The sequence below is a fragment of the Agromyces ramosus genome, assembly GCF_030817175.1.
Taxonomy (GTDB): Bacteria; Actinomycetota; Actinomycetes; order Actinomycetales; family Microbacteriaceae; genus Agromyces; species Agromyces ramosus_A.
Genome location: NZ_JAUSYY010000001.1, coordinates 1,454,778 through 1,480,280, shown reverse-complemented (window position 1 = coordinate 1,480,280; position 25,503 = coordinate 1,454,778). Strand labels below are relative to the sequence as shown.

At 71.4% G+C, this 25,503-nt stretch carries 21 protein-coding genes; 11 read left to right on the top strand and 10 right to left on the bottom strand.

Annotated elements, in window-relative coordinates; translation table 11 throughout:
* Positions 1-66 precede the first annotated feature (66 nt).
* The 3 genes from QFZ26_RS06935 (at position 67) to QFZ26_RS06925 (ending at position 4,160) form a co-directional block, all read left to right on the top strand.
* Positions 67-1,221, top strand: a complete 1,155-nt coding sequence (locus tag QFZ26_RS06935) for an ABC transporter substrate-binding protein (RefSeq protein WP_307040545.1) — start codon at positions 67-69, stop codon at positions 1,219-1,221.
* Positions 1,222-1,295: 74 nt separating this feature from the next.
* A complete protein-coding gene (locus QFZ26_RS06930) occupies positions 1,296-2,624 on the top strand; it encodes an aspartate aminotransferase family protein (protein ID WP_307040543.1) in 1,329 nt (442 codons plus the stop codon).
* 3 nt (positions 2,625-2,627) lie between these two features.
* Positions 2,628-4,160 (top strand): CoA-acylating methylmalonate-semialdehyde dehydrogenase, encoded by a 1,533-nt coding sequence (locus QFZ26_RS06925; protein ID WP_307040541.1) that lies wholly within the window; start codon positions 2,628-2,630, stop codon positions 4,158-4,160.
* An 18-nt stretch (positions 4,161-4,178) separates the two neighbouring features.
* Here the strand turns inward: QFZ26_RS06925 and QFZ26_RS06920 are convergent, their stop codons facing one another.
* Positions 4,179-4,802 (bottom strand): TetR/AcrR family transcriptional regulator, encoded by a 624-nt coding sequence (locus QFZ26_RS06920; protein WP_307040539.1) that lies wholly within the window; start codon positions 4,800-4,802, stop codon positions 4,179-4,181.
* 188 nt (positions 4,803-4,990) lie between these two features.
* Between QFZ26_RS06920 and QFZ26_RS06915 the strand changes: the two genes are divergently transcribed.
* Both QFZ26_RS06915 and QFZ26_RS06910 read left to right on the top strand, forming a co-directional pair.
* Positions 4,991-5,626: a hypothetical protein gene (locus tag QFZ26_RS06915; RefSeq protein ID WP_307040537.1), complete on the top strand. Its 636-nt coding sequence runs from the start codon at positions 4,991-4,993 to the stop codon at positions 5,624-5,626.
* Positions 5,627-5,674: 48 nt separating this feature from the next.
* Positions 5,675-6,676 carry a phosphotransferase enzyme family protein gene (locus QFZ26_RS06910; protein WP_307040535.1) on the top strand — a complete coding sequence of 334 codons (1,002 nt, stop codon included), beginning with the start codon at positions 5,675-5,677 and terminating at the stop codon, positions 6,674-6,676.
* Between the two features lie 76 nt (positions 6,677-6,752).
* Here QFZ26_RS06910 and QFZ26_RS06905 read toward each other — a convergent pair whose 3' ends face one another.
* The 4 genes from QFZ26_RS06905 to QFZ26_RS06890 form a co-directional block, all read right to left on the bottom strand.
* Positions 6,753-8,171 (bottom strand): HNH endonuclease signature motif containing protein, encoded by a 1,419-nt coding sequence (locus QFZ26_RS06905; RefSeq protein WP_307040534.1) that lies wholly within the window; start codon positions 8,169-8,171, stop codon positions 6,753-6,755.
* 78 nt (positions 8,172-8,249) lie between these two features.
* Positions 8,250-8,765, bottom strand: coding sequence for a CinA family protein (locus tag QFZ26_RS06900; protein WP_307040531.1), 516 nt, complete (start codon positions 8,763-8,765; stop codon positions 8,250-8,252).
* Between the two features lie 10 nt (positions 8,766-8,775).
* On the bottom strand, positions 8,776-9,624 hold the full coding sequence (locus tag QFZ26_RS06895; RefSeq protein WP_307040529.1) for an enoyl-CoA hydratase/isomerase family protein: 849 nt from the start codon (positions 9,622-9,624) through the stop codon (positions 8,776-8,778).
* A gap of 92 nt (positions 9,625-9,716) precedes the next feature.
* Positions 9,717-10,631, bottom strand: a complete 915-nt coding sequence (locus tag QFZ26_RS06890; protein ID WP_307040527.1) for a LysR family transcriptional regulator — start codon at positions 10,629-10,631, stop codon at positions 9,717-9,719.
* Positions 10,632-11,067: 436 nt separating this feature from the next.
* On the opposite strand from QFZ26_RS06890, the gene pyrE reads away from it, so the two are divergent.
* Genes pyrE through QFZ26_RS06870 form a run of 4 tightly spaced genes read left to right on the top strand, consistent with a single transcriptional unit; the run spans position 11,068 to position 16,541 of the window.
* Positions 11,068-11,640: an orotate phosphoribosyltransferase gene (gene pyrE / locus QFZ26_RS06885; RefSeq protein ID WP_373460690.1), complete on the top strand. Its 573-nt coding sequence runs from the start codon at positions 11,068-11,070 to the stop codon at positions 11,638-11,640.
* Entirely contained in the window at positions 11,640-14,639 is a 3,000-nt protein-coding gene (locus tag QFZ26_RS06880) for a hypothetical protein (protein WP_307040525.1), read from the top strand. The genes pyrE and QFZ26_RS06880 overlap by 1 nt, the downstream gene beginning before the upstream one ends.
* A 10-nt stretch (positions 14,640-14,649) precedes the next feature.
* Positions 14,650-15,612, top strand: coding sequence for a ribokinase (locus tag QFZ26_RS06875; RefSeq protein WP_307040523.1), 963 nt, complete (start codon positions 14,650-14,652; stop codon positions 15,610-15,612).
* The gene (locus tag QFZ26_RS06870; protein ID WP_307040521.1) at positions 15,609-16,541 is read left to right on the top strand and encodes a nucleoside hydrolase; all 933 of its coding nucleotides are present in this window, start codon (positions 15,609-15,611) and stop codon (positions 16,539-16,541) included. The genes QFZ26_RS06875 and QFZ26_RS06870 overlap by 4 nt, the downstream gene beginning before the upstream one ends.
* A gap of 74 nt (positions 16,542-16,615) precedes the next feature.
* On the opposite strand, the gene pdxR is transcribed toward QFZ26_RS06870, so the two are convergent.
* Positions 16,616-18,094, bottom strand: a complete 1,479-nt coding sequence (gene pdxR / locus QFZ26_RS06865; RefSeq protein ID WP_307040520.1) for a MocR-like pyridoxine biosynthesis transcription factor PdxR — start codon at positions 18,092-18,094, stop codon at positions 16,616-16,618.
* A 111-nt stretch (positions 18,095-18,205) separates the two neighbouring features.
* Between pdxR and QFZ26_RS06860 the strand changes: the two genes are divergently transcribed.
* A complete protein-coding gene (locus QFZ26_RS06860) occupies positions 18,206-19,210 on the top strand; it encodes an aldo/keto reductase (RefSeq protein ID WP_307040518.1) in 1,005 nt (334 codons plus the stop codon).
* A gap of 50 nt (positions 19,211-19,260) precedes the next feature.
* On the opposite strand, the gene QFZ26_RS06855 is transcribed toward QFZ26_RS06860, so the two are convergent.
* The 4 genes from QFZ26_RS06855 to QFZ26_RS06840 all read right to left on the bottom strand — a co-directional run bounded on the left by QFZ26_RS06855 (position 19,261) and on the right by QFZ26_RS06840 (position 22,811).
* The gene (locus QFZ26_RS06855) at positions 19,261-20,058 is read right to left on the bottom strand and encodes an HAD-IIA family hydrolase (RefSeq protein WP_307044962.1); all 798 of its coding nucleotides are present in this window, start codon (positions 20,056-20,058) and stop codon (positions 19,261-19,263) included.
* 77 nt (positions 20,059-20,135) lie between these two features.
* Entirely contained in the window at positions 20,136-20,468 is a 333-nt protein-coding gene (locus tag QFZ26_RS06850) for a UBP-type zinc finger domain-containing protein (RefSeq protein ID WP_307040516.1), read from the bottom strand.
* Positions 20,465-22,111, bottom strand: coding sequence for an FAD-dependent oxidoreductase (locus QFZ26_RS06845; protein ID WP_307040514.1), 1,647 nt, complete (start codon positions 22,109-22,111; stop codon positions 20,465-20,467). Before QFZ26_RS06845 ends, QFZ26_RS06850 begins: the two co-directional genes overlap by 4 nt.
* A gap of 46 nt (positions 22,112-22,157) precedes the next feature.
* Positions 22,158-22,811: a metal-dependent transcriptional regulator gene (locus tag QFZ26_RS06840; RefSeq protein WP_307040512.1), complete on the bottom strand. Its 654-nt coding sequence runs from the start codon at positions 22,809-22,811 to the stop codon at positions 22,158-22,160.
* 161 nt (positions 22,812-22,972) lie between these two features.
* Here QFZ26_RS06840 and QFZ26_RS06835 point away from each other — a divergent pair, with 161 nt between their 5' ends.
* Positions 22,973-25,486, top strand: coding sequence for a rhamnogalacturonan lyase (locus QFZ26_RS06835; protein WP_307040508.1), 2,514 nt, complete (start codon positions 22,973-22,975; stop codon positions 25,484-25,486).
* The last annotated feature ends 17 nt before the right edge of the window (positions 25,487-25,503 follow it).

The following is a 25,503-nucleotide window of genomic DNA, read 5'->3' as shown; positions in this document are numbered from 1 at the left end:
CCTCGCGCCCGGCGGAACCAGCACCACCGCACCACCGCACGCACCGAGAACCACGAAAGGACTGACATGAACCACAGCAGACGTCGCCTCGCGACGATCGGCGGGCTCGCCCTCGCGACGGCGCTCGCACTCACCGCATGTTCTGGATCCGGCGGCGGGACGGGGGAGACCGACGGAGGCGGCGAGGGCGACCTCACGCCCGTGAAGCTCCAGCTCCAGTGGCTCCCGCAGGGCCAGTTCGCCGGCTACTTCGCTGCTCAAGAGCTCGGCTACTTCGAGGAGGAGGGCTTGGAGGTCGAGATCATCCCGTCGGGTGGCGACATCGTTCCGCAGGACGCGCTCGCCAACGGCGATGTCGACTACGCGATCGCCTGGGTGCCGAAGGTGCTCGGCTCGATCGAGCAGGGCGCGAACCTCACCGACATCGCGCAGATCTTCCAGCGTTCGGGCACCCTCCAGGTGTCGTGGGCCGATTCGGGCATCGACTCGGTCGCCGACTTCGAGGGCAAGAAGATCGGCTCGTGGGGCTTCGGCAACGAGTGGGAGATCTTCGCGGCCATGGCCGCCGAGGGGCTCGACGCCACGACCGTGCAGATCATCACGCAGGACTTCAACATGAACGCGTTCCTGCAGGGTGACATCGACGCCGCGCAGGCGATGACCTACAACGAGTATGCGCAGCTCCTCGAGACGCCGAACCCCGACACGGGCGAGCTCTACACGCCCGAGGACTTCAACGTCATCAGCTATGAGGAGACCGAGGGCGCCATGCTCCAAGACGCGATCTGGGCCGACACCGAGCGGCTCGAGAGCGACGAGGAGTACCAGGAGACGACGGTCAAGTTCCTGAAGGCGGTCATCAAGGGCTGGGTCTACGCGGCCGAGAACCCCGAAGAGGCATCGGAGATCACGATCGCCGCCGGCTCGGGGTGGGGTCCGAGCCACGAGCTCTGGATGGTCAACGAGACCAACAAGCTCATCTGGCCGTCGGCGGGTGGCATCGGCATCGTCGACGAGTCCGCCTGGGACAAGACGGTCGCGGGCGCACTCGCCGCGGTCAACGAGGCGGGGGCTCACCTGATCACTGAAGAGCCGCCCGCCACGGCGTGGTCGAACGAGTGGATCCAGCAGGCGCTCGACGAGCTCGAGGGCGAAGACCTCGACCTCACCGGCGAGGGCTTCGAGCCCATCGACGTCACCCTCGAAGAGGGCGGCAACTAGCGAGCGGATGCCCCGCGGCCGGCGTGACCGGCCGGCCGCGGGGCATCCACCCACACATGAAAAGGCACCTTGCCATGACCGAGCAACTCACCGAAACGCTCGACGAGCTCGCACGCGAGCTGGATCGCGCGCACGTCTTCCACTCCTGGTCGGCGCAGTCACAGGCCTCGAGCCTCGTGGTGGCGAGCGGCCGAGGTGCTCGCGTCTGGGACCACTCGGGTCGTGAGTACCTCGACTTCTCGAGCCAGCTCGTGAACGTCAACATCGGCCACCAGCACCCGGCGGTCGTGCAGGCCATCCGCGAGCAGGCCGAGCTGCTCACGACGATCGCGCCGTCGACGGTGAACCTCGCCCGCGGCGAGGCGGCGAAGCGCATCGTCTCGCATGCGCCGGCCGGGTTCCACAAGGTGTTCTTCACGAACGGCGGCGCGGATGCCAATGAGAACGCCATCCGCATGGCGCGCCTGCACACCGGGCGCGACAAGATCCTGTCCACGTACCGCTCGTACCACGGCAACACCGGTGCCGCCGTGGTCGCCACGGGAGACTGGCGGCGCGTGCCGAATGAGTTCGCCCGCGGGCACGTCCACTTCTTCGGTCCCTACCTCTACCGCTCCGAGTTCTGGGCGACGACGCCCGAGGAGGAGTCGGAGCGCGCGCTCCGCCACCTGCGCCGGGTCATCGAGGCCGAGGGGCCGTCATCGATCGCGGCGATCCTCCTCGAGACGATTCCGGGCACCGCCGGCATCATGCTGCCGCCGCCTGGATACCTGGCGGGCGTGCGTGAGCTCGCCGACCGGCACGGCATCCTCCTCATCCTCGACGAGGTGATGTGCGGGTTCGGGCGCAGCGGCCGCTGGTTCGCGTTCGACGGCTACGGCGTGCGTCCCGACCTCATCACCTTCGCGAAGGGCGTGAACTCGGGCTACGTGCCGGCCGGCGGCGTGATCATCTCCGACCCGATCGCGGCGACGTTCGACGACCGGGTGTTCCCCGGCGGGCTCACGTACTCGGGGCATCCGCTCGCGATGGCCTCGATCGTCGCGACGCTCGACACGATGGCCTCCGAGGGCATCGTCGACAACGCTCGTGACATCGGCGAGATCCAGATCGGACCGGCGCTCGCCGAGCTCGCCGGCAAGCACGCGGTCATCGGCGAAGTGCGCGGCGAAGGCGTGTTCTGGGCGATGGAGCTCGTCGCCGACCGTGACACCCGCGAGCCGCTGCCGGCGGCGTCGATGGGCCGTCTCAAGTCCGCGCTCGTCGAGCGCGGCCTCCTGCCGTTCGTGCAGGACAACCGCATCCACGTGGTGCCGCCATGCGTGGTCACCCCAGAAGAGGTCGCCGACGCGGTGGCGATCTACGATGAAGTACTGAGCACCGCACTCGAAGGAGAGGGCTGACTCATGAGCCAGACCGCAACCGAAAACCCGCAGCCGGCCACCGAGGTGGCCATGGTCGAGCACTGGATCGACGGGGCATCCGTCGCCGGCGATCCCGAGCGCAGCGGGCCCGTCTACAACCCCGCGCTCGGCATCGAGCAGAAGCGCGTGCACTTCGCCTCGACCGACGATGTCGACACCGCCGTGAAGGCGGCCGCCCGGGCGTTCCCGGGCTGGCGCGACACGTCGATCGCGAAGCGCCAGCAGGTGATGTTCACGTTCCGCGAACTCCTGAACGCGCGAAGCGACGAGCTCGCGGCGATCCTCACGAGCGAACACGGCAAGGTGCTGTCGGATGCCGCGGGCGAGATCGCGCGCGGACTCGAGGTCGTCGAGCTCGCCTGCGCGATGCCCGGCTACACGAAGGGCGAGTACTCCGAGAACGTCTCGACGGGCATCGACGTGTACACGCTGCGCCAGCCGGTCGGCGTGGTCGGCATCATCAGCCCGTTCAACTTCCCGGCGATGGTGCCGCTGTGGTTCTTCCCGCTCGCGATCGCAACCGGCAACACGGTCGTGCTGAAGCCGTCGGAGAAGGACCCGTCGGCGGCGGTGTGGCTCGCTCGCCTCATGCAGGAGGCCGGGTTGCCCGACGGCGTGCTGAATGTCGTGCACGGCGACAAGGTGGCCGTCGATGCACTGCTCGAGCACCCGACCGTGCGCTCGATCTCGTTCGTCGGCTCCACTCCGATCGCGCAGTACATCTACGCGACCGCGACGGCCAACGGCAAGCGCGTGCAGGCGCTCGGCGGCGCGAAGAACCACATGCTCGTGCTGCCCGACGCCGACCTCGACCTCGCGGCCGATGCGGCCGTGAACGCGGGCTTCGGCTCGGCGGGCGAGCGCTGCATGGCCATTTCGGCCGTGCTCGCGGTCGACACGATCGCCGACGAGTTCGTCGAGAAGGTGGCCGAGCGGATGTCGCGGCTGAAGATCGGCGACGGCACGCGCGGTTGCGACATGGGGCCGCTCATCACGCGCGAGCACCGCGACAAGGTCGCGGGCTACCTCGACGTCGCGGCATCCGACGGCGCCACCGTCGTGGTCGACGGACGCGGGGTCGAGGTCGACGGCGAGCCCGACGGCTTCTGGCTCGGACCGACCCTCGTCGACAAGGTGCCGACCTCCTCGTCGGTCTACCGCGACGAGGTCTTCGGCCCGGTGCTCTCGGTGCTCCGGGTCGAGGGCTACGAGGACGCGCTCGACATCATCAACTCGAGCCGCTACGGCAACGGCACGGCGATCTTCACCAACGACGGCGGCGCCGCCCGGCGCTTCCAGCGTGAGGTGACGGTCGGCATGGTCGGCATCAACGTGCCCATTCCGGTGCCGGTGGCCTATCACTCGTTCGGCGGATGGAAGGACTCGTTCTTCGGCGACGCCAAGGCCTACGGCCCGCGCGGCTTCGACTTCTTCACGCAGGAGAAGGCGATCACGTCGCGCTGGCTCGACCCGAGCCACGGCGGGCTGAACCTGGGCTTCCCGCAACACGACTGAGCCGGTTCGGCTGGGCGATCACGCCACCGACGGGGCGGTGATCAGTTGCGCGACGAGCGTTGCCCCGAGCCATCGCTCGTAGCGGTCTGCCGACCAGCCGCGTTCCTCGACGAGTTCCCGGTAGATCTCCTCGTTGGAGAAGCACCACAGGAGGTCGGTCGCCGCTGATTCGCTGACGCCGGGCGCAAGATCGCCGTGCAGCTCGTGGACGAACGCCGCGAAGAGCTCGGCGCGACCGTCGAGCACCTTGCGGTAGTCACCGGCGACTCTCGGGTCGGACGCGGCCGCCTGACGGTGGATCGAGATCACGTCGAAGCTCGTCTCCATCTGCTGGCGTATGAGTTTCGCCCAGAACTCGAGGCGACGAGAGGCTTCTGGTTCTGCGGCGGCTCGGGCCATCAGCTCGGGGATCTGGGAATCCCGCAGCATGGCTCCGCGCATGCCTTCGAGCAGCGCCCGCTTGTTGCCGAATGCCGCGTAGATCGTTTGCGGGGCGACGCCGGCCTCCGCCGCGATCGCGTCGACCGTGGTGCCGGCCCAGCCGTTGCGCGCCATCAGCGTTCGGGCGGCGGCGACCACCCGGTCTTTCGTCTCCTCGGCCTGACGCTGTCGGTGCGTGCGTCGTGCTGAATCAGAGGTCACGCCGTGAGTATAGCCGCTGCCCATTAAATGGAGTATAACTACTCTCAATAGAGTGCAACTCTAATGAGGAGGACACGATGTCACAACCCACAGCGAAGAAGGCCGACGCGACGGCTCCTGCGATCGACGAGCGAGGTCACTCACTCGATGCCGCCGCGCGGCGTGTGACCGGTTGGTGCGGAATCGGGATGGTGGCGGCGATCCTGGTGAACGGCCCACTCTCGCAGGCATTGCAACGCGTGCCGGGCTTCTGGAACGCGGGCGCGGGCGACGAACTCGGCCCCTATCTGCAAGACCCCGCCAACGTCGACCAGATGGTCATGTTCTTCGCCCTGTCGAACCTCATCTTCGTCTTCGCCATCGGCTTCTTCTCAGGACTGCGACGCGTCGTCAGCAGTAGCGGCCTCTCCGACTGGGTGAGTGGCGTGGTGTCGATCGGCTCGGCTGTCTTCCTGGCGGGCGGGCTCCTGTCGGAGACGCTGTCCACCGGTATCGCGGTGGTTCTCCGCTCGACCCCCGATTACCACCTGGACGTCAACTCCGTTCTGCTCCTCCAGGGCCTGTGGTCCACCGCGATCGCCCAAGGACAGGTCGCGCTCGGTGTCGTCGTCATCACCGTGAGCGTGGTGTCGATCCGCGTCGGCGGCCTGCCCCGATGGCTCGCCTGGTTCGGTGCAATCGCCGGCGTCGCGACCATTCTGCGTCCGGTGATCATCACCGAGGTGCCGCTGTTCATCGCGTCGTTCCAACCGACGTTCCTGTGGATCGCGGCGGTCTCAGTCGTCCTCCTTCTGGAGAGGAGCCGCCGACCCGTTGCGCAATGAACGGCTGACGGCTCGGCACTGCGAACTCGGCATGGGAGGATCGGCGAGATGCTGAAACTCTCCGAGATCGCGCGCCTTCGTCGAACAGTGGATGCCGCGTGGCGGAGCCCGGTCGCCGATGCTGCTGCTGCGGCCTGGGGCATGCCGGCGGGGGCCGCGAGGTTCTGGCGTTCGAGCGCAAGTCACGTCTTCGTGGTTCCCGCTGGAGCGCCCGGTGCGCCCGGCGGGCAAGCCGCGTACCTGCGCTTCGTGCCCGCGGGCTCGAGGCAGGCGGACGAGCTCGAGCGTGCAGCTGCGGTGATGTCGGCCTGGGCGGATGCCGCAGTGCCCGTGGTCCGACCGATGCCGAGCCGCGACGGCCGAGCGACCGAGCGCGTGGTCACCGAGCATGCTGAGCTCGTCGCAATGCTCGTGCCTGCGGCATCCGGTGACGAACTCGACCTCGACGAGCTGACGGATGTCGCGGCGGGCGTGTGGGGTGCGGCGCTCGGGCGGCTCCATACGACCTCGGCCCGTGTTGGGCCGGCGCCCATGCGCGGAGCCGCGGTCGACCGACCTTCGGCCGATGACGCCGAGCTGGTGCGCGCGGCCGAAGGGATCGCCGCTGCGGTCGCGATGCTCGACCCCTCGACGCACTCGCGCGGCGTGATTCACGGGGACTTCGAGCTCGACAACCTCCGGTTCACCGATGGCGTCGCCACCTTCTTCGACGTCGACGAGGCGCGAGTTGATTGGTTCGCCGCCGATATCGCGCTCGCGACGCGCGACCTGACGGGCGTCACGCTCGACGGCGAGCCACGACCCGAGCTGCTCGCCGCGTTCCTCCGTGGCTACCGCAGCGAACGCGAATTCAGCGTGGAGGAGGAGGCGAGCCTCGAGCTCTTCGGAGTGGCGGCCTCGGTGGGCCTTGCACTCGACGTGCTCGAGGCCCTCGACCTCGATGAACACGACCATGACCCCGACTGGCTCATGGAGCTGCGCTCGTCGTTGCGGCGGCATTTGCACTGGCACCGCGATCGGGCGCTTGTGTTCGCCGCCACCGTCGACTGAGACGCACCTGCACCTGCAACTGCAACTGCAACTGCAACCGCAACCGCAAGCGCGCACGCGACCGCGCGGCGACCGTCTACGCTGCCGCGATCGGCGCACTGTGCAGATCGAATCGCGCCCGTCCTCCGAGCCGGGGCGCTTGCACGGGGTCGACGTGCGGAGGCGGGATGAACCACACCTCGTTGCGGCCCGCACGAATGCGCCAGCCCTCGCGGTGCACCGTGTGATGGCAGAAGCTGCAGAGCATCACGCCGTTGTCGAGGTCGGTGCCGCCGGAATCTCGTTGCCACCAGTCGATGTGATGTGCGTCGACGTAGGCGACATTGCGCCCGCAGCTCGCGCAGCCGCCGTCGCGCTCGGCCAGCGCGATGCGTTGTGCCGCGGTGAAGAGCCGTCGGCGGCGACCGAGGTCGAGAGGAACGCTCTCACCATCGAGCACGGCAGGAATGAGCTCGGCATCGGCGGCGAGCCGCCGCGCGGCGCCCGCAGAGATCGGCCGGTCGAGCCCGTCGACGCTCGCGTCGCCGAGGCCGGTGCGCAGCGCATCGAAATCGATGCGCACAACCACGGTGGTCTTCGCCGCCTCGGGCATCGCCGTGCAGCCCAGGGCATGACGCGCGAGCTCGGCGAGGGCGTCGGCCTGCAACTGCGGAATCGTTCGGTGATCGTCGAGCACGGGCCGGCACACCGTATCCGCCAGGTCGACCGCGTCAGCGGTCGCGCTCGGCGCCGCGGCCCGCCGGCGCAGCGACTCGCTCACGAGGGATTCAATCGCGGCCTTGATCGGTGCTGCCGTCACCGGGTCGAGCCTGGCGTGGAATCGCACCATGCCCGACGGCTCTTCGTGGATGACGAGCGACCGCTCGCTGCGGAGCGCCTCGTCGCGAGGCTCGATGCCGTCGGGATCGAGCCGCGCCTCGGCGAGCTTGACGGCCCGCATGAGCAGCGAGAGGGGAATCCCGCTCGCGAACCGGCTGAGCTCGGCCTCGTAGTGCCACACCCGCTCGCGGTCGGCTCGGAGCCCGACGCGATCGAGCATGCTGCCGATGGCGTCTGCCGCATCGAGGCTGATCGACCCATTGCGAAGCGCGTCGGCGACGAACGGGTTGCTCGCGGGAAGGGCCTCGCCCGTGAACGACTGCCGCGCCCGCGTCGCCTCGCCCACGCGGATGAGCTTCGCGGCATGCGTCGTCGTCGCCCCGGTGACGGCGGCCAGGAACTGGATCGGGTTCCGGAAGCCCTGTTGCCTCGCGAGCCCCTCGCCACCGAACGAGGAATCGGAGCGACGACCGACCTCGGCCGCGGCCTGCGCGAGCAGCGACTCGGCATCGCGCCGGAGCTGCACGAGCGCCGTCACGACCTGTACCAGCCCGCCGTCGCTCATGGCTGCGGTGCCTGACGAGGCATCACCGACGCCGACGACCGGCAGCGCACCGGCCCAACTCGCGCGCAGTGCCTCGAGATCATGCTCGAGCTGCACCAGCGGGTTGGTCATGCTCTGATTCTGCCGTGACCCACTGACATCGAGTTGCGCCCGAAAATTGGGCTGATCGGGGAATTCACCTGTGGAGAACTATGCAGTGGCTTCGCCTGTGGAGGACGAGTCGGATGCCGCCGACAGCGCATCCCGCAGCAGCTCGAGCGCAGCGCGCACCGTCTGGTGCACGACGACCGAGGGGTCGTCGGCGTCGAACTGGAAATGCGAGTCACGGATGTGACCACGCACCGAGACCGCGGCGTACACGCTTCCGGCGGGCTCGTCGCCCTCGGGGTCGGGCCCCCCGACGCCGGTGACGGCGACCGTCGCGTCAGCGTCGAGCAGGCGTGCGACCCCGCTTGCCAGCTCGCGCGCGCACTGCGCCGACGCGACCTGCTCGGCCTGCACGCCGAGCACCTGGCGCTTCACCGATTCGGCGTACGCGACGACGCCGCCTCGGAACCACTCGGAGGCCTCTGGTGCCGCGCCGAGCGCGTTCGCGATTCCGCCGCTCGTGAGCGACTCCGCCACGGCGACCTGCAGGCCGCTCGCCTGCGCGCGCTCGGCGACCTCGCGTGCGAGCGTCGCGAACTCGTCTGCCGGATCCTCCATGCGCCTCTCCTTACGCTTCCCCTGTCGCCGCCGGCTGCGACCGTTTCGCCGCCGACTGCGCAGCCGCGGCGGCGAACGCAGCGATCGCCGCCTGTGCCGCCGGCGTCTCAAAGGCCGCCCCGATCGTGCGTGCCTCGTCGTCGAGCGCGTCCTGGAAGCGGCGCGACAACCCCGAGCGTACGAGGCGCTTCGCCTGGCCGAAGGCGGCACCGGCCCCGGCTTCGGCGCCGTCGGCCGCGCCGCGCAGCCACGAGTCGGCGATGCCGCGCGCCCGGGCGGCGAGCTCCTCGTGCGCGACCACTTCGGCGACGAGTCCCCAGTCGAGTGCCTCGGCAGCCGACAGCGTGCGTGACGTCAGCGTGAGCTCGAGCGCCCGCCGCGTGCCGATGGCCTCGGGCAGCAGGGTGCTCACGCCGCAGTCGGGCGTGAGCGCGACATCCGCATACCGGCTCGCGAAGGTCGCCCGCTCGGAGGCGACGATCACGTCGGCGACGAGCATGAAACCGAGTCCGCCGCCGGCGACCGGACCCTGCACGGCCGCGACGATGGGCTTCGAGCTCTCACGCAGCACCCGGTGCCCGTCGTGGATGCGATCGGCCAGGCCGGTGATCACCGCGCCCGCGTCGGGTTGTCCGGCCGCGAGCCGCGACATCGCCAGCACGTCGCCTCCAGCGCAGAACGCCCGCCCGTTCGCGTCGAAGAGCACCGCGCCGATGTCATCGCGCTCGGCGATCTCGTGCGCGATCGACTGCCAACGACGGATCGCGTCAGGGTCGACGGCGTTCAGCCGTGACGGGCGGTTGAGGGTGACGTGCGCCAGCCCCTCGAAGACCTCGAACAGGATCGCCTCGTCGCTCATGCTGCCGAAGTGTACCGGGCACCGCCGCCTGCAGCCCCCGAAGTCAGCGCTCGGTCGGACTGCGCAGCGCCGCCGCCCGGCGCGCCCCGCGATCATGCCGCGTGGGCCGCCTCGAGGCGGGAGGCCCGCGCCACGAGCACGTCGAGCACGGTGCGCACGGCGAGCCGCTCCGCGACATCCGGCCGCACCAGGGCGACGATCTGGCGAGCGGATGCCACGCCTCGCAGCGGCTTCAGCACGATGCTGTCGGGAACGGCGCCCGAGGTGAACCGCGGCACGAAGGCGATGCCGAGGCCGGCCTCGATGAACGCCTCGATGATGCGCATGTCGCTGAAGCGCTGGCCCACGCGGACGCGCTGTCCGACCTGCTGTTCGATGGCGTGGAGGATGCGCTCGAACGGGAACCCGGGCGGAACGCCGAGCCAGGTGTCGTCGACGAGGTCGGCAGGGGTCAGGTGGGCGCGATTCGCGAGCCGGTGGTCGGCGGGCAGGCCGATGTCGAGCGGCTCGGTGAGCAGGGGTACGGCCTTCAGGCCACGCCCGCCCCAAGGCAGGACGCCCGGCATGGTGTGCGCGAGCACGATGTCGAAGTCGGAGGTGAGGTCGGCGAACTCCGCGAGCTCGGGGTCGAGGTCGGTTGCGTGCACGACGAGACCGGCCACCGACGCGAGATCGGTGAGCACGCCCGGCAGCAGCGTGGCGCCCACGGTCGGGAACGTGAGGAGCGACACTTCGCCGCTGGGATGGTTGCGGAACTCGTCCCAGAGTGCGGAGGCGCGCTCGAGCGCGATCGCCACGTCGGCCGCGCTGCGGGCGAGGGCGTGGCCGGCGCTCGTGAGCACGATGCCGCGTCCGCTGCGTTGCGTGAGGGGCATCCCGGCCTCTCGCTCGAGCACCTTCAGCTGCTGCGACACCGCCGATGGGGTGCGGGCGGTCGCCTCGGCCACCGCGGTGACGCTGCCGCGCTCGGCGAGCTCTCTCAACAGGTCCAACCGCTTCACATCCATGTAGCCAGACTACATCGTCATTGTAGAATCGTAAGCTTGTGCTGAACAGTCTTCCGAGGTTCAATTGAAGAGTCGAACACGTGCAACGGCGCAACGGTCGCTCGATCAGCCAGCTCGTACTTCGAAAGGACACTCCATGTTCAGCATCCTGCTCATCGCCGCTACCGCCGCCACCGGCCTCATCGGCTCGATCATCGTCACCGCGCGCGACGGCTACCGCCGCCAGCCGCGAGAGACGTTCGCGCGCACCGTCTAGGTGGCGCGACCCCGGGATCCGTTCCCGGCAGCAGGGCCGCCGCGCGGGGGAGGGACACCCCGCGGGGCGGCCCTTCGTCGTCCCCGCTCCGCACCTCCCCCACACGGATGCCGCAGGCTCGGCGGCCCCGCCGACAGATCCTCCCCTTCCTCTCAGGCAAGCGGGTCGTAGAGTATTCGGGTGACCCTTCGTGAACCCATCGCCGCTGCCGACGTGCGCCGACAGCTCATCGACGCCATCTCGGCCGACGCCGTGTTCCACGGGGACTTCACCCTGACCAGCGGCAAGAAGGCGACCTACTACGTCGACCTTCGCAAGGTCAGCCTCGACCACCGGGTCGCCCCGCTCATCGGGCAGGTCATGCTCGACCTCATCGCCGACGTGCCCGATGTCGCCGCCGTCGGGGGAATGACGATGGGCGCCGACCCCATCGCCGCCGCGATCCTCCACCAGGGCGCGGCGCGCGGCCTCGCCTATGACGCCTTCGTCGTGCGCAAGGAACCCAAAGACCATGGCCGCGGCAAGCAGGTCGAGGGCCCCGATCTCTCCGGCAAGCGCGTCATCGTGCTCGAAGACACCTCGACCACCGGGGGCTCGCCGCTGAAGGCCATCGAGGCGCTGCGCAAGGTCGGCGCCGAGGTCGCGGCGGTCGCCGTGGTCGTCGACCGCGCAACCGGTGCCCGTGAAGTGATCGAAGCCGTGGGTGTCCCCTACCTGTACGCCATCGGCCTGGAAGACCTGGGATTGAGCTGATGAGTCGAAGCGACGGGTTCGGCAACGCCGACGACGGAGCAGACTGGCTCCTCGCCCAGCTCGCCAACGGGCACGCGCCCGAGCGGGCCGACCCGCCCGTCGCCCCGCCGCCCGCAGCGCCGACTCCGTCGCCCGCAGCAGCGGTGCCGCCGCCTGCCGCTGCACCGCCGGCGCACACTCCCGCCCCGCGCCGCGGCGAGGTGCTCGACTGGTTCTCGCTCGCCGAACCGGCTGCGTCGACGGATGCCGCCACGCGCGCGCTCCCCGTGGTCGGATCACCGGATCCGTCCCACGCGCCCGAACCCGCGCAGCCCCCGGCGGCCGCAGCGCCGCCCGCACAGCAGCCGAACCTGCCGTCGTGGTCCCCGCCCTTCGCGGTGACGCGTCCGGCGCCGCCCGCCGCACCCCCGTCGGTGCATCTCACCCAGGTCGAGCCACCGGTCGGAACGCCCCCGGTCGCCTCGGCGCCGGTGCCGCCGGTCGCGGAGCCGGTGCCGCCGGCCGTCGCGCCGGTGCCGCCGGTGGCCCCGGCCGCCCCGGTCGTGCCGCCGGGCCCTGTCACGCCGACGGCGCCGTTCGCCCTGACGTGGGGCGGCAACGACCTCGAGTCCGAGGAGTCGCTTCGAGCGGCATTCCGTGCGCTCTCCGAGCCGGGTGGAGCGGCCCCGGCGACCCCGGCTGAGCCGCAGCCGCAGTCGCAGCCGCCGGCCTCTGCGCCGCCCGTCGAGCCCGACCCATCGCCGTTCGCCGGCTTCGCGCCGCCCCCGGTCGCGCGGCAGTCGTTCACCCCCGTGCAGCCCGAACCGCAGCGGCATCCGACCACGCCGGCGACCGCACCCCCGAGCTGGGGCGAACGCGAGGCGCGCGCGGCCACTCCGAACGCCACGAACTTCGACCAGGAGCTGTGGGCGGCCCTGAACGAGCCCGATCCGGATCCCGCCGCGCCGACCGGGGCACCGGCCGGGAGCTTCCAGCCTGCCGTCGCACCGGCCCCGCAGCCGATCGCGAGCCCGGCGCCTCCTCCCGCGGTTCCGGCACCGGTCCAGCCGACAGCTTCCCGCGATCCCTCCAGCGCTTTCGCCGCCGAGGCGACCGACCCGTTCGCGGCCCTCGACACGGCTCGTGCCTCGCGCAACGAGCAGGTCGCGCCTGACCCCAGCACCGTCGCAGCGCCGCAGCCGTCGGCGTCTCCGTCCGCCGAGGCGACGCCGGCTCCGCCCGCGGCTGCCACGCCGGCTCCGCCGTTCGCTGCGCCGCTCACGGCTCCCCGCGCGCCAGCCGTCGATCCCGGGCCCACCCGCGCGCCGCAGACCTCCGGGCTGCCGTTCATCGAGGTGCGCGGCGATGCCGAGTCGCCTCTCGCACAGCCGGTCGGTGCACCCTGGCATGAGTCCGCTGCGACCGCGCGATCGCCGTTCCCTGCGTTCGCCTCGTCGAACAACGGCGATGACGACCCCACACGCGAACCGCCCGCTCCAGTCGACGACCTGCTCGCCTCACTCGGTGGCGGAGCATCCCGCTCGCGCGACTCCCTACCGCCCGCGGTCGCACCCGGCGGTTCCGGCGGTGGCACCCCGCCGACCGCACCCGACCCGGCCGGACTCGATGCGCTCGGCCTCGGCTTCGGCGACGACGACTCCGACGACGACGATGCGGCAGACGAGCTCGACGCGCCCCAGGCGCGCCTCCGCGGCGGCCCGTTCGGCCGCACCTCCCGTGGCCGTGAGAGCGACGACGACGACGGCGACGATGAGGGCGGGTCCGACGACTCTCCGATCGCACGCGAACTCGCCGCCAGCGGCTATTTCTGGAACCTCACTCCCGACCCGACGGCGGAAGACCCCAAGGCCAATGCCGAGGTGACGACGGTCGGCCTCGAGCGGCCGGTGCCGTTCGCCGCCGACCCGTTCTCGACCGACCAGTCCGCCGAACCCGAAGCCGAATCCGAAGCCGAGCCCGAGCCCGAGCCCGAACCGGAATGGGCGTTCGGCGCCGACGAGACCGCGGGGTTCCCTGTGCAGCCCGCCGAGCGGGCCGACGTGTTCCCGCCCGACGACGAGTGGCAGGCCGCCCCCACCTGGCCGGCCGCCTCGGCGCATCCGACGGCCACGTTCGATGCCACCGACGACCCCGACCCGCTCGCTGAGCTGTTCGGCGGCGCGGGCGCTGCGGGCGCAGGCGCTGCGGGCGCAGGCGCGCCCGGCTCATCGGGCGCCGCGGCCGCATCGCACTCCCCGTTCGTGCCGGCCGGCACCGCCGGGGCGCCCACGGGGGGCCGCGCTGCGACACCCGACTGGCGCATCGCCCCCAATACGCCCGCGCCCGCCTCGTCGGCGCCGACGCCCCGCACGACGTCGGGTTCCGGCAACGGCGGAGGCACGGGTTCGGGGGGCACCGGTGGTTCGGGTGGCTCGGGCGACTCGAAGCCCGGCGCGAGCCGCACGACGCGCACGCTCATCTGGGTCGCCGGTTCGCTGGTGGTCCTGCTCGTGATCGCCGGGCTCTTCTACCTCGGCACGCAACTCACCCGCGGTGGCGGTGGTGCTTCGCCGTCGGCCGAGGGCACGCCGAGCGCCGTCGAGGAGACGCCGGTCCCGCCGCCCACCGCGCCCCAGCCCGTCGGCGTGCACGCGTGGAACACCCTCTTCGGTGGCGAATGCGTCGACCCGTTCGTCGACGTCTGGGCTCAGGAGTTCGCGGTCGTCGATTGCGTGAACCCGCACGCGGCGCAACTCGTCTACCGGGGCATGCTCCCCGGCGACGCTGCAGCGCCGTTCCCGGGTGAGGCGGAGCTCGGCACCCAGATGGCGACGCTCTGCCGTGCCGACGGCGTCATCGACAGCGCCGCGGCATCCCCCATTCCCGACCTGCAGGTGCAGGGCAGCTATCCGCTGGCCGAGCAGTGGGCGGCGGGCGAGCGCACCTACTACTGCTTCGTGAACCGGGCGGGCGGCGAGCCCATCACGGGCACGCTGCAGGGTCCGGGCCCCGCGGTCTAGGCCCGGCCGCATGCCACCCCGCCCGCCAGCTCCGACGGTCGTCTTCGGTTCGCTCAACGTCGACTCGACGAGCTATGTCGCGGCGTTCCCGGCGCCGGGCGAGACGATCCTCGCGCACGGCTTCCGCGTGGCGCTCGGCGGCAAGGGCTCCAACCAGGCGGTCGCCGCGCATGTCGCCGGGGCATCCGTCGACCTCGTCGCACGAGTCGGCGCCGACGCGAGCGGCGAGTTCGCGCTCACCACGCTCGCCGCATTCGGCGTGTCGACCGACGCCGTGATGCGCGTCGCGGATGCCCCGACCGGCGTCGCCCAGATCACTGTCGCCGACTCCGGCGAGAACACCGTGATCGTCACCGGTGGCGCGAACCTCGCCCTCACCCCGGCCGTCGTGGACGCGGAACGCGCTCGCCTCGCGGGTGCCGCGCTCGTGCTCACCCAGGGCGAGCTGCCGGTCGACACGATCGAGCGGCTCGCCGCGGTCACGGCCGAGCTCGGCGTGCGCTTCGTGCTGAACCTGGCGCCGCCCGCTCCGGTCGCCGCGGCCGCGCTCCGCCACTGCGATCCCCTCGTGCTCAACGAGCACGAGGCGCGGGCGGTGGGCATCGGCACGGATGCCCCGATGGGAGCCACGCTCGACGAGTGGCGTGCGATCGCGGCATCCGCCGTCGGGGTCGTCGCCCGCTCGGTCGTCGTGACCCTCGGTGCCGCAGGCGCAGTCGCGGCTTCGGCTGACGGCTCGTGGACCGCGCCGGCCCCACGCGTCACCGCCGTCGACACGACGGGTGCCGGCGACGGGTTCACGGGCACGCTCGCGGCGTTCCTCGCCGAGGGGAGGCCGCTCGACGACGCAGTGCGCATCGCGGTGGCAGCCGGCGCGCTCGCGGTGCAGGCACGCGGCACCGTCGACTCGTATTCGCCTCGCGCGGCGGTGCTCGCCGCGGCCGGCCTGGGTGAGCAGGCGGCGACCTCGTGAGCATCCCCGTGATCGTCGACTGCGACCCCGGACACGACGACGTCTTCGCGTTGTGGTTCGCGGCGGGGCATCCGGCGCTCGACCTGCTGGCCGTGACGACGGTCGGCGGCAACGTCGCACTCGAGCACACGAGCCGCAACGCGCGCATCGCCCTGACGGTCGCCGGGGTCACGGATGTCCCGGTCGCCGCCGGTGCGGCGGGCCCCCTCGTGCGCCCGCTCGAGACCGCCGAGTGGATCCATGGCGAGAACGGGCTCGGCGGGCCCGAATTGCCCGAGCCCACAGTGCCGCTCGACCCGCGCAGCGCGACCGAGCTCATCGCCGACACCATCGCGGCGTCGGCCGAGCCCGTCGCCATCATCGCGACCGGGCCGATCACGAACGTCGCGGTGCTGCTGCGTGACCGGCCCGAGCTCGCCGACGGCATCCGGGAGATCGTCTGGATGGGCGGCTCGACCGATCGCGGCAACGTCACGCCCTACGCCGAGTTCAACGCATGGGTCGACCCCGAGGCGCTCGCCCTCGTGGTGCGCAGCGGCGTGCGCTTCACGATGGTCGGCCTGAACGTGACGCATCGCGCACTCGTCACCGCCGCGGTGCGCGAACGGCTCGTCGCCGCCGGCACGCGCACGGCGGCGTTCGGCGAGGAGCTGCTCGAGTTCTTCTGCCGCACGAACGACGAGGTCTTCGGCATGCCCGACGGTCCGCTGCACGACCCGGTCGCGGTCGCGGTGCTCGCCGACCCCGCGTGCGTCGAGCTGCGGCACACCCGCCTCGACGTCGAGCTCAACGGTTCCGAGACGGCGGGGGCGACGAGCGTCGACCTCGACGGGATGCTCCGGCGCGAGCCGAACGCGTGGGTCGCCACCGTGCTCGACGTCGACCGGTTCTGGGCCGGCGTCGCGGCATCCGTCGCCCGCCTGGCCTGATCGCCGCATCGGCACCGCCGGTAATGGCGTCCAAGGAGCAGGGCGGATTCCGGTCGAGCTTCTGACCGCTCCGCTCAGCTGAGTGAGCGGATGGCCCGTGCCAGTCGCGCGACCGCCTCGTCGACGAGCACGTCCGAGAGGTTGCCGTAGCCGACGACGAGCGCCTCGCGCGATGCGGTCGCGCTCGAGACGCGATACCGGGTGAGGTCCGAGACCGCGACCTCGAGGCCGGATGCCGCCGCGCGCGCGTCGGCGGCCGTCACGCCCGGCGGCAACTCGAGCACGGCGTGCATGCCTGCCGCGATGCCCGTGAGGGCGAGTCTCGGCAGCTCCCGCTCGAACGCCGCGAGCAGCGCCGTGCGACGACGACGGAATCGCCCGCGCGCCGCCCGGAGGTGGCGCTCGAGGTCGCCCGATGCGATGAACTGCGCGAGCGCGACCTGGTCGAGCGTGGAAGGCCGCGCGCGCACCGGCTCCCGTGTCCCGAAATGCACGCGCTCCCGCAGCGCCGCCGGCATGAGCGCCCAGCCGAGCCCGAACGCCTGCGCGACCGCCTTCGAGAGCGACCCGATGAGCACGACCCGCTCGGGCGCCATGGCCTGGAGCGCAGCGATCGGGCGCCGGTCGTAGCGGAACTCCGCGTCGTAGTCGTCTTCGATGAGCACGGCGTCGCGTTCGCGCGCCCAGCGGACGATCGCCTCGCGGCGCGCGGGCGCGAGCGCGGCACCGAGTGGGAACTGGTGGGCGGGCGTGATGAGCGCCGCCCGCGCACCGGTGCGGGCCGCTGCCTCGGTGAGTCCCACGACGTCGACGCCGTCGTCGTCGACCGGCACGGGCACGGGCGTGAGCCCCGCGGAAGCAGCGACCTCGCGCAAGCCGGGCCAGCTCGGGTCCTCGACGAGCAGGCTCGAGTGACCGGCGGCCCGCAGCCCCGCGACGAGCCCGGCCATCGCGTCGCCGGCGCCGTGCGTGATCACGACGTCGTCTGGTGCCGCGATCGCGCGGCGGGAGCGGGCGAGATACGCGGCGACCGCGGTACGGGCGAGCGGATGCCCCAGCCGATCGACGACCGCGAACTCGGCGTCGGGCAGGGCGCTGATGGCGCGACGCACGGCGTCGGCCCACCGGGCCCGCGGCACGTGGCGCAGATCGGGCACGCCCGGGCCGAGGTCGTACGGCGGCCGCTGGAAGACGGGTCGCGTGGGTCGTGGTTGCGGCATGTCGCGGTCGACGCCTTCGGCTCTCGCACCGCGCGGTGCACGCGCGCCCTCCGGCACTCGCGTCGCCGAGCCGACCCGGGACTCGAGGAAGCCCTCGGCGACGAGCTGCCCGTACGCCTCGGTGACGACCCAGCGCGAGACGCCGAGCGTCTCGGCGAGGGCGCGGCTCGGCGGGAGGGCGGCGCCCGGCGGGATGCGGCCGCTCTGCACCGCGTCGCGGATCGCGGACTCGAGCCGGTCGCGGAGCGGCACGGCGCCGACGGCATCACGGTGGCCGAGGTCGAGCAGGGTCTCCCACGCGAGCGCGGCCGTTGCAACGCCGGGCTGCGGCATCCGCGCTCCTCTCGAATTGGTCTGGTCACGCGATCGATGATTGGAGTGTATGCCCGCGCCGATCGCTTCGTACGCTCGAACGAGATCAACCAGAAACCCACAGGAGGAATCATGCGCTACCGCACCATCGGCGACGGACGCACGTCGTTCGACGTCTCGACCCTCTGCCTCGGCACGATGTTCATGGGCACCCGCACCGACGAGGCCACCTCGTTCGCGATCCTCGACCGCTTCGTCGAGGCCGGTGGGACCTTCATCGACACGGCCAACAACTACAACGCGTGGGTCGGCGGGCACGGCCGTGACTCCGAGGACCTCATCGGCAGGTGGCTCGCGAGCCGCGGCGCTCGCGACCGCGTTCGCATCGCGACCAAGCTCGGCGCGGCGAAGAAGGACCCGACGTTGCCGCTGTCGACCACGCCGCCCACGAACTACCAGGGGCTCGGCGCCGAGACGATCCATCGCGAGGCGCACGAGAGCCTGCGTCACCTCGGCGTCGACCACATCGACGTGCTCTACGGCCACGTCGACGACCGTGACACCCCGATCGCCGAGACCGTGGGCGCCTTCGGTGCCCTGCAGGTCGATGGCGTCGCGGGCATCACCGGCATCTCGAACGTCGCCCTGTGGCGAGTCGTCGAGGCCCGCGAGGAGGCCATGCGACGCAACATCGCGCCGTACGGGCTCGTGCAGCAGCAGTACAGCTACATCCACCCCGAGCCGCGCATCGGACGGATGAACTTCGTGACGCCCGAGCTGCTCGACTACGCGGCATCCGCAGGCGGCGACGGTCGACCGCCGCTTGCCGTCACCGCGTACTCACCGCTGCACCAGGGCTCGTTGAGCCGCAGCGACAAGCCGATGTGGGGCGGCGTGGACCATCCGACGACGCACGCGCGCATCCGCCTGCTGCACGAGGTCGCCCGCGACCTCGGAGCGACCCCGAATCAGGTGGCGCTCGCGTGGCTGCTCGGCGCCGAGGTCCCGGTCATCCCGGTCATCGGGGCGTCGAGCCTCGCGCAGCTCGAGGAGACCCTCGGTGCGGCCGAGCTCGACCTCGATCCCGAGGTGCGCGCGCGACTCGACGCCGAGCCGATCGAGCAGCTCGCCGCCTGACCGCCCGCGGCGCCGCGGGGGCGGCGGCGCAGCGCGGCGCGCGCAGCTCGTTAGAGCTCGACCTCGGCCGGCTCCTGCACCACGAGCTCGGCGACGCCCGACAGGATCTCATCGGGCCGGAACGGGTACTTCTCGATCTCGGCCTGGTCGCTGATGCCGGTCATCACGAGGATCGTGTGGAGGCCCGCCTCGATGCCCGCGACGATGTCGGTGTCCATGCGGTCGCCGATCATCGCCGTGTTCTCGGAGTGGGCGCCGATCTTGTTGAGCGCCGATCGGAACATCATCGGGTTCGGCTTGCCCACGACGTAGGGCTCCTTGCCGGTGGCCTTCGTGATGAGGGCCGCGATCGCGCCGGTCGCCGGCAACGGCCCGTCGGCGGAGGGCCCCGTGGCATCGGGGTTCGTGACGATGAAGCGGGCGCCCGCGCCGATCAGCCGGATGGCCTTCGTGATCGCCTCGAACGAGTAGTTGCGGGTCTCGCCGACGACCACGAAGTCGGGGTCGGTCTCGGTCATCACGAAGCCGGCCTCGTGGAGGGCGGTGAGGATGCCCGCCTCGCCGATCACGAACGCCGTGCCGCCCGGCAGCTGCTGCTTCAGGAAGTCGGCCGTCGCGAGTGCGCTCGTCCAGAGGCGGTCCTCGGGCACGTTGAGCCCGCTCGCGCGGAGCCGCGCCGAGAGGTCGCGCGCGGTGAAGATCGAGTTGTTCGTCAGCACGAGGTACGGCGTGCCGGCGTCCTCCCATTGCCGCAGCAGCTCGGTGGCGCCGGGCAGGGCGTGGTTCTCATGTACGAGCACGCCGTCCATGTCGGTGAGCCAGCACTCGACTTCTTCACGTCGTCCCATTCCCATGCGCCAAGCCTAGGGCGCGGATGTCACAGCCCGATGAACAGCGGATGCCGGAGCCGCACCTTCGTCACGCGTCAGTGCAGGCGCGCGCGCCAGTCGGCGGGCACTCGACCCTCGGGCCCGGGCGCCGGCTGGTCGTCTGGGCGCGAGAGCGGCGGCGAGAGCGGCACCGGTCGTGCGGCGGCGCCTGCGGCGTAATCCCAGAACCAGTTCTCGCCCGGTTCGAACGAGGTGGCGACGTCGTGTCCGGTGTCGCGGGCGTGCGCGGTGGCGTGCTGCGCCGGTGACGCGTCGCAGCAGCCGATGTGCCCGCACTCCACGCAGCGGCGCAAGTGCCACCACCACCCGCCGCCGGCGAGGCACTCGGTGCATCCCGTGCCAGAGGGCGGCGGGGCCAGCTCGGTCATGCGAACACCTCCGCAGCCGCCAGGGCGCGGTGCACGGATGCCACGGCGCTCGACCCTTCGCCCACCGCGGCTGCGACTCGCTTCATCGACCCGCGGCGCACGTCGCCCGCAGCGAATACGCGCGGTATCGAGGTCTCGAACGGCAACGGCATTCGGCCCAGGTCACGCCATGCGGCACCGAGGCCGATGACGTCGGCACCGGTATGCACGAAGCCGTGCTCGTCGCGTTCGACGCCGGTGAGCCAGTCGGTGGCGGGTTCTGCGCCGATGAAGCAGAACAGGCCCCGGCACTCCACCGTGCCGTCGGTGCCGCCGGCCAGCGTGACCCGCTCGAGGTCGTGGTCGCCGTGAAGGGCGACGACCTGCGAGCCGGTATGCACATCGATGCGCGGATCTTCGACGATGCGGTCGACGAGGTAGCTCGACATCTGCGCGGAGAGGTCGTTCGACCGCACGACGAGCCGCACGTGGCATCCGTTCGCTGCGAGCGCGAGCGCCGCCTGCCCGGCGGAGTTGGCCCCGCCGACGACGGCGACCTCGGCGCCCGCGACCTGCCGGAGCTCGAGCGGCGAGGCCGCGTAGAAGATGCCGGCGCTCTCGAAGTCCTTCCAGCGGTCGAGGTCGAGCGAGCGGTAGGCGACACCGGTCGTGACGACGACGGCCCGGGCACTCACGATCGCGCCGTCGGCCAGCGTGAGCTGGAGCCCGCCGGTCGTCGACTCGAGGCGCACCGCCTCGCAGGGGGCGACGACGCGCACGCCGAACTTGAACGCCTGCAGCGATGCCTGAGAGGTGAGGGCGTCGCCGCTGACGCCGAACGGGAAGCCGAGGTAGTTCTCGATGCGCGATGTGGCCGCCGACTGCCCGCCGGGGGCGACCGCGTCGAGCAGCACGGTGCGCAGGCCCTCGGATGCACCGTAGATCGCGGCGGCGAGGCCGGCCGGCCCGGCGCCGACGACGGCGAGGTCGACGGTGAAGTCGTCTTCTGCCGCGTAGGCGAGGCCCAGGAGCTCCGCGAGGCGCCCGGGCGTCGCCCGCACCACGTTCTCGCCCTGCACGATCGCGACGGGGAGGTCGTCGGCCGAGAATCCGTGGCTCGCGAAGGCCGCAGCCGTGACGGGGTCGTCGGCGTCGACCCACGAATGCACCAGGTCGAGCCGCTCGGCGTACCTGCGCAGCGCCGCCGACTCGCGCGAGCGCGCTGAGCCGATGATCTTCAGCGTCCAGGCCGCGGGGCCCTTGCGCAGTTCCTCGCGGCGGGCCCACAGGGCGCGCAGCATGAGGTCGCAGAGCTCGTCGTCTTCGGCCATGAGCCGCTGCAGCGCCTCGTGGTCGACACGGAGCATCCGCCCCGGTTCGGCGACGCGGGCGGTGAGGAACGCGCGCTGCCCGTTGAGCAGCCCGAGCTCGCCGACGAACGAGCGCGCGCCGAGCGTGGCGATGGTCGTCTCCTCGACCCACGCGAGCGGCTCGCGCACGATGTCGACGGTGCCGCTCTCGACGAGGATGAGGTCGTACCGCCGATCGCCCGACCGGAAGAGCACGTCGCCCGCGGCGGCCTCGATCGGCACGCCGTAGGCTCCGAGTCGCTGCCACTGCGCGTCGGTCAGGTCGGGTGAGCTGTGCTTGCCTTTGGCTCCCATCCCTCCATCGTGCCTGAAGGATGCGGGCAGCGGGAGGGGCAGGCGGTCAGGCGGTGATCCAGATCGCCTCGGCGGCGGCGCGGGGGAGGGTGTGTGCGCGGGCTCCGACGACGACGATGACGGATGCCGGTGCGGCATCCGTCACCGTGACGACCGTGTCGAGCCCGACACCGGCGTCGTCGAGGGCGCGGAGCACGGCGGGGTCGCGGTCGCTGATGCGCACGACGGCACCGGTGCGACCGGGCTCCGCGTCGGCGAGGAGCACGGTCGGGCCGCGCTGGAGGCTGCCGTCGGCCGCGGGGATCGCGTCGCCGTGCGGGTCGCGCACCGGGCGGCCGAGGCGGGCGTCGATCGCTTCGAGCAACCGGTCGGAGAGTGCGTGCTCGAGCACCTCGGCCTCGTCGTGCACCTCGTCCCAGCCGTAGCCCATCTCCTGCACGAGCCAGGTCTCGATGAGCCGGTGCCGGCGCACCACGCCGAGGGCGCGGGCGAGACCGGCATCGGTCAGGCGCACCGCGCCGTAGGGCACGTGCGCGACGAGCCCCTGGGCGGCCATCTTCTTCACCATCTCGGTGACGGACGACGGCGCGACGCCGAGGCGGCTCGCGAGCACCGACGGTGTGATGGGGTCGGGCTGCCACTCGGTGTGCGCGTACACCGTCTTCAGGTAGTCCTCGATCGCGGGGCTCGTAGCAGGCATCGGCCTCAGGATATCGGGCGTGCACGGTCGCGCGTGCGGGTGTGAATCGTGTCAATCGTCCAGCCGGACTTGACCCGTCGCCGCCCCGGGGCTACTTTCGTATCCGCACGGAAAGCGCTATCCCAACCAAAGGGCCTCCCCGCCCAGAGAAGGATTCGACGATGAATCTCGGTACCCATACGTTCCGCGCAGCACTCGCGGTCGCCGCTGCCGGTTGCATGATCGCCGGCGTCGCGCAAGCCGCCACCGCCGCGCCGCCCGACGCCGTGCCGGCCGGAGTCCCGCAGCTCGAGGCGCTCGACCGCGGCCTCGTCGCCGTCTCCACAACGAGCGGTGTCTTCCTCAGCTGGCGCCTGCTCGGCTCCGAGGCGACCGGCGCCGCCGACACGGGCACCGGCCTCGCCGGCCCCGACTTCGCGGTCTACCGCGACGGCTTGCAGATCGCCACGGTCACCGACAGCACGAACTTCGCGGATGCCGCGGGCACCGCCTCCTCGCAGTACACGGTCGCCCCCGTGGTCAACGGCATCGAGCTGGGGGCATCCGCCCCGGTCTCCGCCTGGGCGCAGGGCTACTACGACCTTCCGCTGCAGAAGCCCGCTGATGGCGTCACGCCCGTCGGCGAGGCCTACACGTACGAGGCGAACGACGCCTCGGTCGGCGACGTCGACGGCGACGGCGACTACGAGGTCATCGTGAAGTGGTACCCGTCGAACGCGAAGGACAACTCGCAGGTCGGGTACACGGGCAACGCCTACCTCGACACCTACGAGCTCGACGGCACGCTGTTGAACCGCATCGACCTCGGCGTCAACATCCGCTCGGGCGCGCACTACACGCAGTTCCTCGTCTACGACTTCGACGGCGACGGCCGCTCGGAGGTCATGGTGAAGACGGCGCCCGGATCGAAGAGCACGCAGTACGCCGAAGACGGCTCCGTGGCATCCGACGCATTCATCACCATCCCCGCCGAGGACGCGACGGCCGGCGTGACCCACGCCGACGACTACCGCATCAGCAAGGCGGGCTACCGCGAGCACCTCATCGAGACCTTCATGGCGTGGACCGAGCACCCCGAGGTCGTGGCGGGCAACTGGCCGGCGACGCTCGAAGAGGCTTGGGGCATCCCGGTCGCGCACGAGTACCCGCTCTCGCGCGAGAGCGCTGATGAGCTCGTGACCTACTTCTACGACGTGTATGCGCCGAGCCGCAGCGCCCGCAACGTGCTCGCGAACGTCGAGGGCTTCGTGCTCGAAGGCCCCGAGTACCTCACCGTCTTCGACGGCGCCTCGGGTGCCGAGCTCGACACCGTGCGTTACGAGCCGCCGCGCGGCGACGACGGCATGCTGTGGGGCGACTACGCCATGGCACGCATCGAGCCCGGGAACCGCAACGACCGGTTCCTCGCGGGCGTGGCCTACCTCGACGGCGAGCACCCCTCGGCCGTCTTCGCCCGTGGCTACTACACGCGCACGACGATCGCGACCTACGACTGGAACGGCAAGCACCTGAAGAAGGTCTGGTTCGTCGACAGCGGCCACGTGCCGATGACGAACCCGTTCAACGACGGACCGCACGGCCGCGACGGCACCGACCCCGTCTACGGCGGCATCACGACGCAGGGTTTCCACTCGCTGAGCGCGGCCGACGTCGACGGCGACAGCAAGCACGAGATCGTCTACGGCTCGGCCACGATCGACGATGACGGCAGCGTGCTCTACAACTCGTCCGACGTGCTGCCTCCCGGCAGCGCCGCACCCGGCACGCTCGCGCGTCTCGGCCACGGCGACGCGATGCACGTGACCGACATCGACCCGGCGCGTCCGGGCCTCGAGATCTGGACCGTGCACGAGGGCGCGACCTCGGCGCCCTACGGTTCGGCGATGCGGGATGCCGCCACCGGAGAGGTGCTCTTCGGCGAGTACTCCGGGCGCGACACGGGTCGCGGGATGATCGGCGACGTGCGCAAGGACGTCGCGGGCATCGAGAACTGGGGCATGCGGATGCGCGCCGCCGACGGCACCATCCTCGGAGGGGCGCAGCCCGGCACCAACCAGTCCATCCGCTGGGCAGCCGACCTGACCACCCAGCTCGTCAACGGCAGCGGCAACCAGAACGTCACGATCGACGACTACACCCGTGGTCGCCTGCTCACCGCCACGAACACGCGCACGAACAACGGCACGAAGGGCAACCCCTCGCTCGTCGCCGACGTGCTCGGCGACTGGCGTGAAGAACTGCTCGTGCGCACGACAGACTCGAGCGCCCTGCGCATCTTCACGTCGACCGAGGTCACGACGCACAAGCTGACCACCCTCATGCACGACGTGCAGTACCGCGCCGAGGTCGCCCGCCAGCAGACGGCGTACAACCAGCCGTCGTACACCGGCTACTACCTCGCGAGCGACATGGACTTCGCGAACGTGCCCGTGCTCACGACCGACGCGACGCCGGGCGAGCCGAAGTTCAAGGATCGCCCGGGCTCGGCCCACGACGAGGTGCAGGTGCCGACGAACGTCGACGGCGTCGCGTACTACGTCGACGGCGAACTCGTGACGGCACCCTCGGGCAAGGTCGCGGTGAGCGGCGACACCACCGTCGTCGCGGTGCCGACGCCCTGGTATCGCATCGCAGATGGCGCGACCTGGGAGTGGAGCTTCGGCTTCGACGACTGAGTCCGCTTCGGGCGGCG